This window comes from Chitinophagaceae bacterium, assembly GCA_016713085.1.
Taxonomy (GTDB): domain Bacteria; phylum Bacteroidota; class Bacteroidia; order Chitinophagales; family Chitinophagaceae; genus Lacibacter.
In genome coordinates this window covers 1701231-1717279 of record JADJPV010000001.1, presented here as the reverse complement: position 1 = coordinate 1717279, position 16049 = coordinate 1701231, and the positions used below count along the sequence as shown (strand labels likewise).

Annotated in this window: 12 protein-coding genes and 2 pseudogenes; 6 read left to right on the top strand and 8 right to left on the bottom strand. The window is 39.6% G+C overall.

Features of this window, described 5'->3' with window-relative positions; genetic code table 11:
* Positions 1-20: 20 nt before the first annotated feature.
* The 3 genes from IPK31_08330 to IPK31_08320 are packed head-to-tail and all read right to left on the bottom strand — an operon-like array spanning position 21 to position 2850.
* Complete coding sequence (locus tag IPK31_08330; GenBank protein MBK8087938.1) at positions 21-431, bottom strand: hypothetical protein; 411 nt, start codon at positions 429-431, stop codon at positions 21-23.
* Entirely contained in the window at positions 415-1095 is a 681-nt protein-coding gene (locus IPK31_08325) for a hypothetical protein (protein ID MBK8087937.1), read from the bottom strand. The genes IPK31_08330 and IPK31_08325 overlap by 17 nt, the downstream gene beginning before the upstream one ends.
* Positions 1096-1134: 39 nt before the next feature.
* Entirely contained in the window at positions 1135-2850 is a 1716-nt protein-coding gene (locus IPK31_08320) for an FAD-dependent oxidoreductase (protein ID MBK8087936.1), read from the bottom strand.
* A gap of 180 nt (positions 2851-3030) precedes the next feature.
* On the opposite strand from IPK31_08320, the pseudogene trmB reads away from it, so the two are divergent.
* From trmB to IPK31_08295, 5 genes and pseudogenes are all read left to right on the top strand, one after another.
* Positions 3031-3737, top strand: a pseudogene (gene trmB, locus IPK31_08315) (tRNA (guanosine(46)-N7)-methyltransferase TrmB).
* Positions 3738-3803: 66 nt separating this feature from the next.
* Complete coding sequence (locus IPK31_08310; protein ID MBK8087935.1) at positions 3804-4046, top strand: hypothetical protein; 243 nt, start codon at positions 3804-3806, stop codon at positions 4044-4046.
* Positions 3982-4482 (top strand): MGMT family protein, encoded by a 501-nt coding sequence (locus tag IPK31_08305; protein ID MBK8087934.1) that lies wholly within the window; start codon positions 3982-3984, stop codon positions 4480-4482. Before IPK31_08310 ends, IPK31_08305 begins: the two co-directional genes overlap by 65 nt.
* Positions 4479-5651 carry an amidohydrolase family protein gene (locus IPK31_08300; protein MBK8087933.1) on the top strand — a complete coding sequence of 391 codons (1173 nt, stop codon included), beginning with the start codon at positions 4479-4481 and terminating at the stop codon, positions 5649-5651. Before IPK31_08305 ends, IPK31_08300 begins: the two co-directional genes overlap by 4 nt.
* Before the next feature lie 119 nt (positions 5652-5770).
* Positions 5771-9358: pseudogene (locus IPK31_08295) on the top strand (PD40 domain-containing protein).
* Positions 9359-9452: 94 nt separating this feature from the next.
* Here the strand turns inward: IPK31_08295 and IPK31_08290 are convergent.
* Together IPK31_08290 and IPK31_08285 are read right to left on the bottom strand one after the other, a co-directional pair.
* Positions 9453-10076 (bottom strand): hypothetical protein, encoded by a 624-nt coding sequence (locus tag IPK31_08290; GenBank protein ID MBK8087932.1) that lies wholly within the window; start codon positions 10074-10076, stop codon positions 9453-9455.
* Positions 10077-10111: 35 nt separating this feature from the next.
* Positions 10112-10651, bottom strand: a complete 540-nt coding sequence (locus tag IPK31_08285) for an ORF6N domain-containing protein (protein ID MBK8087931.1) — start codon at positions 10649-10651, stop codon at positions 10112-10114.
* Positions 10652-10811: 160 nt separating this feature from the next.
* On the opposite strand from IPK31_08285, the gene IPK31_08280 reads away from it, so the two are divergent.
* Positions 10812-12095 (top strand): MFS transporter, encoded by a 1284-nt coding sequence (locus tag IPK31_08280; protein MBK8087930.1) that lies wholly within the window; start codon positions 10812-10814, stop codon positions 12093-12095.
* Positions 12096-12100: 5 nt separating this feature from the next.
* Here IPK31_08280 and IPK31_08275 read toward each other — a convergent pair whose 3' ends face one another.
* The 3 genes from IPK31_08275 to IPK31_08265 form a co-directional block, all read right to left on the bottom strand.
* Positions 12101-12724, bottom strand: a complete 624-nt coding sequence (locus IPK31_08275; protein MBK8087929.1) for an HAD family hydrolase — start codon at positions 12722-12724, stop codon at positions 12101-12103.
* Between the two features lie 132 nt (positions 12725-12856).
* Positions 12857-14920, bottom strand: coding sequence for an OmpA family protein (locus IPK31_08270; GenBank protein MBK8087928.1), 2064 nt, complete (start codon positions 14918-14920; stop codon positions 12857-12859).
* 58 nt (positions 14921-14978) lie between these two features.
* A complete protein-coding gene (locus IPK31_08265) occupies positions 14979-16004 on the bottom strand; it encodes a PorP/SprF family type IX secretion system membrane protein (GenBank protein ID MBK8087927.1) in 1026 nt (341 codons plus the stop codon).
* Positions 16005-16049: the final 45 nt, after the last annotated feature.

Sequence of the window (16049 nt, the reverse complement as noted above, 5' to 3'; positions counted from 1 at the left end):
ACCAACACCAACGACACCTATTATAAAAAGAAGAAAAAGAACCTGGCTGTCCGCACATCAGTAAAGATCAATGCGCCCATTGCAGCAAGGATTGCACATAAACCAACACCGCTTCCATCTACAAATCCTCCAAGTATTACATGATCTAGAAAACCAAAGAATACGAGAATAACCAGCTGTGTTATTTTGAAGAGCTTATAATTCTTTGAAAAGTAAAAGACAAGGATATTCAAAATAGTTGCAATAATTGATACAACAGAAACTGTTATGGCAGCCGGGTATCCAAGATATACGTACACCAGGTTGTACATAATGCCTGCAATTACAATCCATAATGACAATTCAATGGTCATACGACGCTTGCGCCGCTCCTGTGCTTCAAGCAGATCAAAACCAAAAATGCTTTCAATAAAATTACCCCATGCTGACATTGGCAGTTTGTTTTTTCTTTAACCAGTAAAGTGTACAGATATAAACTGCATCTAAAAGAGCAGTTGCAATTCCAAGACTGTATAAAAACCATTCCCCTTTCCATTGTGCATGATTGATACAAAACAGCGTTACCAGAAAAGTTCCCAATCCTTTCAGCCATGCACCGGAAACAGAAAAGTATTCCAGGTTTTTTTTACGCAGAAGAAGTGTTATATAAACAGACGACATAATGAGATTACACCAATAACCTCCATATCCCCCCATTCCGCTTTGAGGAATATCAAACTTAACACTGAAAAAATATAAAATCACCAGCCAGGCTACCCAGAAAGCAGCAAAAGCAATTCTACTTGCTGTTGGTGAAACATTTAACTGCAATTGTTTATACCCGTATTTCAATGTATAAAACACAATAAAGCAATCAAGAAAAAACCAGCTGCGGTAACCCCACACATACAGCATACCCATATTGGAAACGAAGGTCCAGCTCCACAAGGTTTCCCATGCAAAATTGACTGTTACTGCAATCATCGGGATTTCTACAAACTTAAACTTGCGGATATTGATGAGTACAAGAATATAAACGATTACCCATAAAAAACATCCTATTCCAAACAGGAGATGATCGAGCAATGTATAGTCCTGCATATTAACAAAAGGCATAAGCGTTGATTTTTAAGTTTAAAACAGGTTGGTTTTCTTCTACCCTTTTTTCCCAAATAATTTTTTAAAGAATGATACAATCTTTAAAATGATTTTCAGCCACCAGGGCTCATACATTTCCCATTTTAATCCTTCCTGATATCTTTTGAGATCATGCTTTCTGAAACCGGCAAGAATATCCGGCTCGTGCAGCTTCCAGATTTCACACATCGGAGCATTCACTTTCGCTGCATCAATAATTGAGTTAACTGCCCTGCGTGCTGCTTCGTTTGCACCTTCCATTGTGGCTAAGTCAGTAAATGTTTTTACATAATCAGAGGCCAGAAAAAGATTGGATATTTCAGTATATGCATCCGGCCGTAAATTCCATGAGTTAACTGTATTTACCAGCAGCGGCTCTTCGTTTCTTTCTCTTATACCCGTTCCCGGAATTGCTTTGATATCTCCATCAATATGCCACAAAGCCGGAGTTTCCTTTGGTAATGCCTGTTTGCCATTTACGTTGAGGCTATCTGTTATCTGTTTCCAGATTTCATCTTTCAACTGTTCATGTGTGCATTCTTTTGCTGTTAATCCGTTTGATCCCTTCGTATCCCAATCAGAAACATCAACTGATAAAATGGTGCGAATCTTTCCATCTCCTTTTGTCCTGATATCATAATCTTTCCAGAACTGTAACTGTGAAATAGAAGTAACAGCCCATGGTGAATCAGAATAAATTGTATGGCCATCAACAAGAGTTGTTTCTTCCGGTAAATAATACTGAACACCGTTCATCCAGGCAACACTTGGTGCTAAATCAATAATGCCCTGTAATGTTGCATCAACAGCAAGCATATCTTTTGTAATTAATGCTGCTGCTTTTTCAACCGGCACTGCAAGCAGATAATAATCACCCGTAGCAGTTATAGTATTGTTGGTATTCTTATCTAAAATTTTAGCGCCGGATATTTTCCGATCCGTCATTTCAATTCCTGTTACTTCATAGTGCCTGAAGTATTTTACTCCCTTAGCAGTTAGATAATCATACCATGGGTGTATCCATACTGAATTGGTAGGGCCATTTAATACACGATCGGTATGCACATGCGGATTGGTAATATTAAAAATGAGTTGCAGAAAAATATCACCGCCTGTTTTAGTACTGGCAAATTTTGCATTGGCTGCAACCAGTGTTCTGGTTAAGCCCTGCACCAGTAATGCCCTGTAATTATCTGAAAAACGATCTGCTTCCAGGTAATCCCACCAGCTGATCTTTTCATAATCATTGGCTCTGCGTTCATAACAGGAAGTCATCAGCTGCCATACTTTCCCGGCAAAGAAATGTTTCTCTTCTTCCGTTAACCCTGTATCAGCATGCATGGAGTTCAGCAAAGTTTTGATATCATTCAATGTATGCGGAAAATTCACAATCGTTGTAATTGATGGCTTTCCATTCCTTGCAAGCAAAACCCTTGCTGTTGAAGTAAGATTGTCGGAAACCATAACCTCTGTTCCGTCGCTTTTTTTATACGGAATACGTTTCATGGTATCGATCACATGCTTATAAAAACCGGGAAAAAAACGAAAGCCATGTTCGCCCGGTAAAGGTTCATTATTTTCTGCTGCCGGCTCTTTAATATGTACACTTCTTGCTTTGCCTCCGGCATATACCTTATGCCTGTCATACACTTCCACTTCAAATCCTCTTTCAATCAGTTCATGAGCGGCACTCATACCTGCCACGCCACCTCCAAGTATTATTACTTTGGGCATAGTTAGTTGGTTTTACAGTTTAAGAAATAAAGCGTAAGGCGAAAGTTGGTTAGAAGATTCCCGAAGGGAGTGGATTGTGTTTAAATATAATTTGTTTTTATTGCAATTAAAAGCAAACGCCCATTTGTTTTTTGCAGCTTTCTCCCGCAAAACAAAAGGAGCCATTAACTTTGCCGCTTTATGGGCCAAAAGAAACTCATCCGCTTTTCTGAAATTGAAACATTTCCTAACGTATTACAATACCCGCAGGAAATGCCGGGCAACTGGCATGTGTTTTTTAAAAACAATCACCCTGTTACTTTAGAGCTTGCCTGCGGAAAGGTGAATATGCGGTTGGGCTTGGCCGTTTACATCCGCAACGGAATTTCCTGGGTGTTGATTTAAAAGGCAACCGCATCTGGGTGGGGGCAAAAACAGCTTTAAAAGAAAACTTAAGTAATGTTGCTTTTCTCCGTTCACAGATTGACCGGATTGCTGAATATTTTGCCAAAGATGAAGTGAGTGAAATCTGGATCAGTTTTCCTGATCCACAGCTGCGTGCATCCAAACATAAAAAACGTTTAACGCATCCAAAGTTCCTGCGATTGTACCAGCAGTTTCTACAACCTGGCGGATTGATTCATTTAAAAACAGACTCACCGGTTTTGTATCATTTTACCAAACAGGTGATTGAACTGTACAGCTTACCGGTGCATACAGATATTGATCATCTCTATAATCAGACAGAATTGAACGATGAGCTGAAGATCAAAACACATTACGAGGGTTTGGATATTGCACAAAGCAACCGCATCCATTATCTCAGCTTCTCATTACCTCAGCAGCAATTACCGATAGAAACCGATGCGCTGCTAAAACAATGGGTGTTTGATACAGAAAGAGAATAAATTTTCTTATTCTTTCAACAAAAACCAAACTGGGTGGTTAATCATTATACAGTATTTTTAAAAGCAATGAACAAACTTGCAGAGGGGATTGATTTTTATTATGATGAGGATGACAATATGGTCCTCACGGAAAAATATCATGAAGACCGGGGCTATTGCTGCGGACTGGGTTGCAGACATTGTCCCTTTGCATATGAAAATGTTTCGGAGCCCCGTCGTATCTTGTTGCTGAAAGAACGAAACAATGAAGCCAAAAAAATCTCCCCAACTTCTTTCGGTGAGCAAAGCATTACCGAAGGCGAAGCCTGAACCGGGTAAACCAAAAGAGTATACTTTTTTTGAAGATGTGTATGATGTGGTGAGGCAAATTCCAAAAGGGCGTGTAACATCGTATGGTGCAATTGCCGTTTATCTCGGTACAAAATTATCTGCACGTATGGTTGGATGGGCCATGAATGGCGCAGGAAAAGTAAAACCAAAAGTTCCGGCACAGAGAGTCGTTAACCGCAATGGAATGCTTACCGGTAAAATGCATTTCAATACTCCCACACAAATGCAGGAGCTGCTGGAAAAATACACGGGCATATTGAAAGCGGCATCTTTGAACGACCAACTGCAGATAACTATATTTATGATGGTGTTACTACTGTTATCACCGGTAATTGTGGTGGGTCGGCTGATGATCTGCATCAATTCTTTACAAGGATCGATAGTATACATACTTCTATTAATGTTGCTTCTTTGATTGGTCATAATACCATCCGTCGCCAGGTAATGGGTTTGGATAACAGGTTTACAACTGCAGCAGAACAATTACAAATGGAGAAACTCATTGCCAAAGCAATGAAAGATGGTGCTGTTGGTCTTTCAACTGGACTTATTTATTTGCCCGGTATGTACAGTAATACAGATGAAGTAATTGGACTGGCAAAAGAAACTGCAAAGTTTTATGGCATTTACGCATCACATATCCGTAATGAAGAAAACGGAGTGGTGGGTGCTATTAACGAAGCTATCAATATTGGTAGGGCGGCAAATATCCCTGTACAGATTTCGCATTTTAAATTAAGCGGTCCTGCTAATTGGGGAAGATCAGGAGAAACTTTATCACTCATTCAATCTGCAAGAAAAGAAGGATATGATGTAACCATTGATCAGTATCCCTATACAGCCAGCAGCACGAACCTTGGTGTACGTTTACCCGACTGGGCATTGGCAGGTGGAACCGACTCGTTGAAAAAAAGAATCAACGATCCTGTTCTTCACCAGCAAATGATTGATGAAATGCTTACACAATTAAAAAGATACAAGTATAAAAATTACAGTTTTGCAGTAGTGGCCAATCATGCAGCTGACAGTACGTTGAATGGAAAAAGTATTTCAGAGATCAACATTCTTAAAGGAAGAAAACCAAAAGTAAAAGAAGAAGCTGAAACAATACTTGACCTGATGCTGGCAGGTGGTGCACAAATGGTATATCACAGCATGAGTGAAAAAGATGTACAGGCTTTTATGAAATATCCATTTAATATGGTTGGTGCCGATGCTGGTGTCAGCACAGGCAGAGGTATGCCGCACCCACGCACTTATGGAACCAATGCAAGAGTGCTTGGAAGATATGTGCGTGAACAGCAGATCATTTCACTGGAAGAAGCCATAAGAAGAATGACTTCTCTTGCTGCACAGAAATTTCAGTTGAAGGATCGTGGATTGATCAGGGAAGGAATGGCTGCTGATATTGTTGTGTTCAACGAAGCAGAAGTAACAGACAATGCTACATTCGAAAACCCTCACCAGTTTTCAAAAGGTTTCCAGTTTATACTGGTTAACGGGCAACTTGTAATTGATGAAGGGAAACATACGGGAACAAGAAGTGGCAGGGCATTGTTTGGGCCTGCTTATTCTGTTCAATGATGAAAAAAAGGTACGCAAAAAAGTAAACAGCTTCATCTGTACAATTACCATTTGTAATATTTCATATTAATTCCTGAAAAAGACTCAACTGTTTTATTAATTTTCAAAAAAACTGCTTTATGATGAAATCAATCTTCATTGCTTTAGTGTTACTGTCTTTTTCCCCGGTAACAGCACAGCAAATTAATCTTGCTGACAGTGTTAAAAAAGACACGATGGTTTACACTCCGTTCACAAGCCTTCCGCTTAAACCAGAGCGGCAGGTAAAATTCAATACCAAAGAAGGAACATGGATGAGTGTAGATATTAGTCCTGATGGAAGTACGATTGCATTTGATTTGATGGGAGATATTTATACCATTCCCATCAACGGTGGAAAAGCAACACAGGTAACTAAAGGAATTGCGTATGAAACACATCCACGTTTCAGCCCCGATGGAAAAAAGATTCTATTCACCAGCGATAGAAGCGGCAGTGATAATATCTGGTACATTGATATGGAAAAACAGGATACCATTCAATTAACCAAAGACCGCACAGAAGATTTTCCCGGAGCAGTATGGACACCCGATGGCAATTATATCATTGCCAGCAAAGGTCGCCGTATTGCAAAACTCTGGATGTATCATAAAGATGGTGGTGGCGGCATTCAACTGGGTGAACTTCCCCCCAACCTCAAAATGATTGATCCCTTTGTAAGTGCAGATGGAAGAACCGTTTATTACAGTCAGCGGATTGGTTCATGGAATTACAATGCATTGCTTCCGCAGTATCAAATAGGAACATACGACCGTGAAAAAGGAACCGTGAATGTAATTGCAAGCAGGTATGGTTCATCTTTCACACCAACACTCAGTAAAGACGGACAGTGGCTGGCTTATGGTAGCAGGTATGAAGATAAAACAGGTTTGATTTTGCGTAATATGAAAACCGGTGATGAAAAATGGCTGGCCTATCCTGTGCAGAGAGATGAACAGGAAAGTATTGCACCGCAAGGTGTGTTGCCCGGTATGAGTTTTACACCCGATAGTAAATTTTTAATTGCCAGTTACGGCGGTAAGCTCTGGAAACTTCCTGTTGATGGAAGCAAGGCCACAGAAATAATTTTTGATGCAGATGTAAATCTTGAAATGGGCCCAAGGCTTTATTTTAATTATGCAGTGAAAGATACCAGCGCAGCATTGGCAACACAAATTCGTGATGGCGTTCCAAGTCCTGATGGAAAGAAATTGGCCTTCACTGTATTGAACAGGTTGTATGTAATGGATTATCCCGGTGGCACTGCAAAACGTGTAACTAATTTTAATTTTACTGAGGCAATGCCTTCCTGGAGCCCTGATGGAAATCAACTGGTATTTGTTACATGGAGTGAAACAGATGGTGGTAATATTTTTAAAGCAGTGTTGTCTCCAAAACCATCTGTTACTAAACTTACAAATGAAGCTGCCTTTTATATGCAGCCTGTATGGAGTTACAATAACCGCATTGCATTTTTCCGTGGACCAAAGCGTTTATTCAAAGATGCAGAAGATCCTTTTTACAGTGGTAATGAAGCTGATCTTGTGTGGATGAATCCCAATGGCGGCAACGTTACAAAAGTTGATCTGCTTGCTGCCAACTATGGTAACATTCATTTTACAAAAGATACCAACCGTATTTATCTCAATACTGGTGGTGGTGCATTGGTTTCTGTTCGCTGGGATGGTACCGATCAAAAAACGCATGCACGTATTACAGGTATTACAACCTATGGTGCTGTTGCAGATGCAGATCATCATCAAACAAATAATGGAGAACAGGTTGCCAATACTGTAAAGTATGTAATGGGTAAACCAATGATGAATATGGACCCGGTTAATAACTGCATGCTACCTGAAAGTGCAGGAAACCGTGAACCGCAAAATTTACCAACACCTGCCGGTACAATATTAATGTCTCCTGTTGGTAACCAGGCCATCGCACAGGTAAACAATAATGTATATGTTGTTACCATTCCAGATGCAGGTAAAATACCCAACATTAATGTAGCCGACCCAGCATTCAGTTCATTTCCTTCTAAACAGTTAACGGAAATTGGCGGTGAGTTTCCTGCATGGGAAGCGAACGGTAAAAAAATTCACTGGAGTTTGGGAAATGGCCATTGGGTATATGATACAGAAAGGGCAAAGTTTGTAGAAGATTCTGTGAAAGCAGCTAAAAAAATCGAAACAAAAAGATTGGCCGACAGTGTGAAAGCTTTGATTGCTTTGGGACCGGATGCAAAACGTGTTGCTGATTCGCTTGCAAAGAAAAGTGCAGATTCACTTGCTGCCATTTTAAAAGTTGATACGGCAAGAGCAAACAGGGACAAGCTTGCACTGGAAGCAAAGAAGAAAGCAGAAAAATATTCGCCCGATGAAACGCAGGTGAAAGTATATTATCAAAAAGATATGCCAATTGGCAGCATCCTATTAAAGAACGCAAGGATCATTACCATGAAAGGAGAAGAGGTAATTGAAAATGGTGATGTGCTGATTGTTAATAACCGGATTAAAGCAGTTGGTAAAACGGGAACACTGAGTCCTCCTGCCGGAACAAAAGAAATTGATTGTACAGGCAAAACAATCACACCGGGTTTTGTAGATACACATTCGCATATGTGGACCTACTGGGGATTGCATAAAAACACATCGTGGATTTATGCAGCCAATCTTGCATATGGAGTTACTACAACAAGAGATCCGCAAACTGCAACTACGGATGTTTTAACATGGGGCGATATGGTTGATGCAGGACAGGTACCAGGTCCACGTATTTACAGCACAGGCCCTGGTGTTGGTTTCTGGATGTATAATTTAAAAGATCTTGAACAAACAAAAAATGTACTGAAGCAATAAAGCAAATATTACAACACACAGTATATAAAAATGTATTTGGTTGGTAACAGGCAAATGCGTCAGTGGGTGATCATGGCAGCAAAAGAACAAAAGCTGATGCCTACCACAGAAGGTGGTTTGGATTTCAAACTGAACATGACACAATTATTTGATGGTTATCCCGGTCATGAACATGCTATTCCTGTTTTTCCATTGTACAATGATTTAACCAAAACCATTGCAGAAAGTAAAATGGCTTACACGCCAACGTTATTAGTTGCGTATGGCGGACCATGGGCCGAGAATTTTTATTACACAACAGAGAGTCCGTTACATGATCCAAAGCTCAACCGGTTTACTCCTTATGAAGAGTTAAATGCAAAGGCACGCAGACGTGCAGGTGGTTTGGGTGGATGGTTTGCACCCGAAGATCATGTGTTTCCGAAACATGCAAAAACTGTAAACAGTGTAGTGTCACAAGGTGGTCTTGCAGGTATTGGAAGTCATGGTCAGTTACAGGGTCTCGGTTATCATTGGGAAATGTGGAGTGTTGGCAGTGGCGGTATGAGCCCGATCAATATGTTGCGTACTTCAACCATTCTTGGTGCAACTGCATTGGGGTTGGATAAAGAACTGGGAAGTATAGAAAACGGAAAGCTTGCTGATATTGTGATCATGGATGCAAATCCGCTGGCGAACATCCGCAATACAAATACCATTCGCTATGTGGTGAAAAACGGAAGACTGTATGATGGTAATACATTAGATGAAATTTATCCTACTCCCCGGAAAATGGATATTGGTGCCTGGACAAAAGAAGTACCGAAGGTGACGACGGAGGTGAAGCAGTAAGAAAATTATTTTGCCAATAGCTCAAATATCAAAGCCCCGATAATCGGGGCTTTGATATTAAGTATTTAATTGGTTCTGTCTTTTCCAAAAATCATCAATAATACCTTGACTTTAGAGGGCGGGGCAAGTTCTTAAGTTGAGTGTAATATTTACATAATTCGTCCCATGTTGCATCATGGATTGCAGGATAATAATATTCAGCAAGAAGAAAAGTAATGTTGTAAGAAAAACAAACTGCTAAAACTTCTGTAGTGTAATTCCGGTATTTTATCAAAATATTGCCTTCCCTATCAAAATACTTGTATAAAAATTTATCAACAGGCATCGATTTCATCTGGTTGTATACATTTTCTTTTAAACGATACCCCCCAAACATTTTATCAACACTTGTGTCTTTTAAAATGTAATCCCCGTTACAAATAGCTTGATATACAAAATCGATATACTTTTTTGTATTAACTGAATCCACCGAGTAGTAATAATAGTTATGAATAGATACTACATACACAACCTCACTCCACTTGTTCTCTGATTTATCTTTAAACTTAATCAAAACACACTCCATTGGAAAGCTGCCATGATTGATTGTGTATGATAAAAATTTCTTTTTACAAGAATCTGTAACACAAACAGGATTTACAGACTGACTGAATGAATAGTTAGTCTGCAACAGAAAAAATAAGATTTGCATAATCTTTACAATTATCTGAGGATACATTTTGATTGTGTTTTTTAGGTTTTGCGCCAGTGGTTTTACTCATTTTGCTTAAATCCTATCTTTTGCCTTGGTACTGCAGGTTTGATTTGTTTTTCTACCAGCTCTTTCAGCACCATAAAAATGTTTTCAATGTCTTTGCTGTTACCTTTTACTTCCTTTTCCAGTTTAGCAAGTTGTAATAAGATTTCTTTGTGTGTTAATGCATACTCCCGGAGCCTGGTAAATACCCGGATGATTCGGATATTCACTTCAATTGCTGTTTTACTGCTTAAGATACCGGATAACATAGCTACACCCTGTTCGGTGAATACATTAGGCTTGTATCTTACGCCGCCCCAACTTGAGGTCACAAATTGTGACCTCAAGTTTTTCCATTCTTTTTCATTCAAAGCAAACATAAAATCTTTAGGAAATCGTTCGAGATTTCTTTTCACACTTTGGTTAAAAACCTTTGTATCCACTCCGAACATTTCTGCTAAATCCCTATCCAGCATCACCTTTTCACCCCTTACAACATAAATTCTGTTGAGAATTTTTTGCTCAGCAACCAGCAATTGTAATTCTTTCTTTGCCATAGGTTATAGTTGATTTCATAAATATAAAAAATAAAAACCGGAGGTCGTAATTTGCGTCTTCCAATTTCACTTGTTTCTGAGATTCTAACAACAACAGCAGTCTTCAGTAATTTACTCTGGCTCCTTTCTTGCCGAATAATAATACTTTTGTTTTCCTGCTATGCTTTCAAAAATATTCAATTCTTATAAACAGTCTTATACCGGTTTGTCGAAACAAACCTGGTTATTATCATGGATCATGCTGGTGAACAGGAGCGGAACCATGGTGATACCGTTCCTGAGTTTATATCTCACCAGTCCGGCCATGGGTTATTCACTCAGTCAGGCAGGTTTTGTGTTTGGATTGTTTGGTGCAGGTGCTTTTACCGGGGCATATATTGGCGGAAGGCTGACTGATAAAATTGGTTTTTATAAAATCCAGCTCATCACACTGATTGGTGGCGGTTTGTTATTCATGGTACTGGGGCAAATGAAAAGCTATCCGCTCATCTGCATCTTTACATTCATCCTGAGTTTTGTAAATGAAGCTTTCCGTCCTGCCAACTCAACCGCCATTGCTTTTTACAGCAAGGAAGAAAACAGAACAAGATCTTATTCACTCAACAGGCTGGCTATTAATTTAGGCTGGGCCATCGGCAGCGGCCTGGGCGGATTGATTGCACATGTCAATTATGAGTTGCTGTTCTGGATTGATGGCATCACTAATCTTGCAGCAGCATTCCTACTTTACCGTTTGCTGAAACCACCTGCAAAGGAAATAAAAAAAGAAACAGTTGCAGCAGTAAGTATAAAAGTTCTTTCTGCTTACAAAGACAAAGTTTACTTGTGGTTTATTGTCTGTTCATTTTTATTTGCCTCCGGTTTCTTTCAACTGTTTACCAATCTGTCGGTTTACTTTAAAAAGGAACGGGATTTTTCTGAGCCGTATATCGGATTTCTCATGGCAGTAAACGGGTTGTTCATCGTGTTCACTGAAATGGCGCTGATCTATCGTTTGGAAAAAAGAAAAACGCCATTGCTATTTGTTGTGTTCGGTGTATTCCTTACAGGCGTTTCTTACCTGTTGCTGAATTTTTTCAATATCAATCATCTCATGGCCATGGTTATTATATTGATCATTACTGTTGCAGAAATGCTGGCCATGCCTTTTATGAATACTTTTTGGATTGAACGGAGTAATCACAGTAACCGTGGACAATATGCTGCTTTATATACAATGGCCTGGTCGGCTGCACAGACATTTGGTCCCATGTTCGGTGCAAGAATTGCAGATAAATCGGGCTTTACTGTTTTATGGTGGGTAGTTGGCGGAGTATGTATGCTTTCTGTTCTTGGTTTTAATATGCTGCGTAAAAAGCAAACACCTCGTCAACCCGAAGAACTAAATGAAGAGGAAAAAATTATGGAAGATGAAGTAGCCGCTGCGCAGGATATGGCAGGGTGAGTTGATTAATTAACAAACTCAATCAGCTCTTTAAAGTCTGTAATCCTGCGTTGTGAGCTGTTACCTTCATGCAGATTGAATTTATCATACAACACTGTATCTATTCCCAACTCCTTTGCCGCTTTAATTTCTGAATACAGATCATCGCCTACTACAATTACTTCTGCAAGCTGATACGCATTTCTGTAAATGATCTCCGCAAATACATCTTTCTTTGTTTTGTGTGATGTGGCCGGATCAACAATATGAATCTCCTTAAAATCCTGCTCTATTCCCATTCCTTTGATCTTGCTCTGCTGCAGTTTTAAAAAACCGGTTGTCACTAAAAATTTATCGCAGGTTAATTGTTTCGTGAAGAAATAATCACTGAAAGGTTCAATTGGTACTTCGTAGGTAAGATTCAGCAGCAGATCAACTCCTTTCTTTGTCAACACTTCACTGAACTGATGCTGTGCCGCTACCAGCTGGAAAGGTTTCCGCATAATCTCATCTTTTATTGCTGCAATTTCAGCTGTATGTTCACCGCTTTCTTCTATCATCAGAAATAAGGATGCAAACAATTTATTGCCAATTGAAGGAACTGAATAAATGGTATTATCAAGATCAAGTATGATTGCTTTCTTTTTCATACATCTTTTAATGAGTTTTTCTTCCTCAATATTCAGAATAAATATCAGCTTTTGCAAAATAAAAAAGGGGCGTCCAGGAATGAACACCCCGTTTTAATATACTATTTATTTCCTCGGTCCATGGCTACTGGATTACTCTTTCATTACATTAATCAACGCCCTTCTGTTCTTACTTCTTCCTTCAGCATTATCCCTGCCATTAAGCAGTTCCATTTCAATCGGGCAGCAGGCGCCAAACGATTCAAACGTAATTCGTCCTGTATCAATTCCTTTTGCAATCAGGTAATCTGCGCATGCTCTTGCCCTTTTATCACTCAGCACTGCATTGTATTCCACTGAACCCAATCCATCCGTGTAACCGGAGATCTGAATCGTAGCTGTTGGATGTTCAACCAGTACGTTGTAAATAGAATCCAGTTTTTCAACTGCTGCTGTTTTCAGGTTACTCATATCAAAATCAAAATAAACAGTCACTACATTTTCAACTTTAATCACCAGTTTCTTTTCAATAAAGATCTCTGTATTGCTGAGCTTATCTGTAAACAGGTCTGATTCATCAGTTCCTGTTACAGTAATACCTGCAGATTTTTCCTTGTATAATTCTTTTGTAACAGTAATCTCTTTCTCCACATTACCATCCAGTTCAAACTGGTAAGTACCATCAGTTCCTGTAACAATGGTTCCTGTTTTTCCTGAAGCATCTTTCCACACAACGGTTGCGCCTTCTACAGGTTGATTATCTTTTAAATCACGCACAATTCCTTTGATGATTTTTTTCTTGGGTGTTTTGGCTACTGTGTATGTTTCAAGGCAGCAGGAAGATCCACGATCTGAACTGAAGATGGCATTACTTAACAGCAATTGATTTTCCGGTGCATAGAAATAAATATCATCTCTTACGGAATTCACAGGATGCCCCATGTTCTCTGCTGTTTTCCATCCGTTTTCCGATCCTTTCGACATGAAAAGATCATAACCACCCATGCCCTGTTTTCCATTGGAAGAAAACACGAGGGTATTACTTGTGTTATGATAAAATGGTGCAAGTTCATCAGCAGCAGTATTAATCGTTGCTCCTGCATTCACAGCATCCCCTGTTGTTCCATCTGCATTGATGGGTGCATACCAGATATCAAATTTTCCTGCTCCGCCAGGCCTGTCGGATGCAAAGAATAAATATTTCCCATCACTCGTAATAAAAGGCTGTTTGCTGCTGTGCCCATTGCTGCTTACTGAACCAAGTAATACAGGCGCACTTAATCCTTTTCCTGTTTTAGTTGCATAGTAAAGAGAAGAAATGATTTGTCCGTTTATATTCTTCCATTGAGTAAAATAAACAGAACCGTTTGCAGGATTAATTGTTGCTGCTCCCTGGTTAATGGCTGTTTCGGTTCCTTCAATGCTGAGTACTTCTGTATTCTGGAATGTTCCGTTTGACAGTGTTGTTGTATACAATCTGTTTCGGTAAGGACTAACTCCTTCTTTCATTACAGTATCTGTTTCAGTACTGGTGATCAAAAACTGATCGCCGCTTACATGCACAGGTGCGTATACTCCTTTATCTGCTCCTGTTGAAAGTGTAAGTTTCTGCACATGATACATTACCGTATCAGGCCTTGCTAATTGTGTTCTGATATAAGTAAGCGTATGTAATTCTTTTTCTGCTGCCGGTTTCAACGGATCGTTTGCTGTTACATTGCTGAGAAAACGATTTAAACTTTCTTCTGCATCAGCATACTTACCAAGACTGCGCTGGCATATTGCGTACCAATATAAACCCGCAGCATATTTCGATGGTTCTGCCTCAGTTGCTTTTTTATAAGCGCTTGCTGCCTGTGGCCAGTAATTGGCAAGACGGTAACTTTCAGCCTGCCTGTAGAGAATATCATTTTTTGTTACACCTTTTCCCATGCCACCAACCTGTGTATTTCGTTTGGCATTGAGTGGAAAATTCGCATAGGTTTTTTGATTTGGCTTGGGAGTAAGAAACTGCTCATACAAATGTGCTGCAGTATAGTAATCACCGGCAGCAAAATACTGATCGGCTTTTACCAGGCGCTGATCGATCTGCCCCTGCGATTGTAAACAGAATGCAGAAACAAAACATGACAGGATAATTCTGCCCGTTAATTTCTTTATTTGTATGTATGAGAACAGATTCATCTGTTGCTGCTTTATAATAAGTTTGGATTTCATATGATTCGTGTTCTGGCTTTTAATATTGGTAATACCCTGCATATTCATTGCTGACAATTTATAAGCGTGGACAACGGATAAAATCAAAAATGCTTCTTGTACCTTTTCGTTTGATATAAGAAAGGCTTAATTCAAAACTGTTCACGTTCCTTGTCATAGCTCCCAGTTTAGAAGTGTTCACATCATAACTCAAACCAACAATAAAGTTGCGCCAGTCAACACCAACAAATGGTGCAATGGCATCTTTGAAACGGTAGTAACCCCCAAACATAAAATCAGTTTCTTCATTTACATTCAGCTGAACGTAAGTGCCAAGCATCACTTCTTTTGCAGTTCCCTGCTGCATATACAATACATGCGGCACAATACTGGTGCGTTCAGAAAGATTAAAACTTAACCCTCCATGGATCGTATAACGTAATGGTATTGTATTCAGTTCCACACTTTGTGAAGAGATGATCGGATCTTTTGGACGGGTAAGATGAAAGACAGAAAATCCTCCAAATACATTTGTTTTCTTTTCTGGTGATGCATCATAATACAAAACACCTGCACCTGCATCAAAAGAAGTTGAACCGGTAGCGGCAAATGTTTCAGATGTTGCATTCGATGCATTGTATACTGTAATGGGATTCCACTGATCGCCCCATTTGAATTTTGTTTGATCTACACGACGGTTAATCAATCCTGCCTGGATCGCCAATACCAACCGGTGCTGATCTTCGTTTCCGAATTTTACACCTGTGTAAGCAACAGAACCATAGGCATTAAAATAATTAAACCCTCCATCACCTGCTGATTGATTCAGCACATTCACACCTAACGCAATGTTCTTACTGGTGCGTGTATCAAACGATAAACCACTGGTGCGGTAAGGATTACTTACACTGCTCCATTGCGTGCGGTACACAGCAGATACCCTGTACTCACCATCACTTCCTCCCGTCATGGCAGGATTGATATACATCGGGTATGTATAGTTCTGCGTAAAATGCGGATCTGTTTGGGCTACTGTCCGGAGCATTCCTGCTGTCAGCAAACATGCTGTAAGAAACCCGGTTTGTATGATCGCTTTATTTTTCATAGTACTGTCAGATAAAGATTTTAATATTTTTATTCGTCACAATCA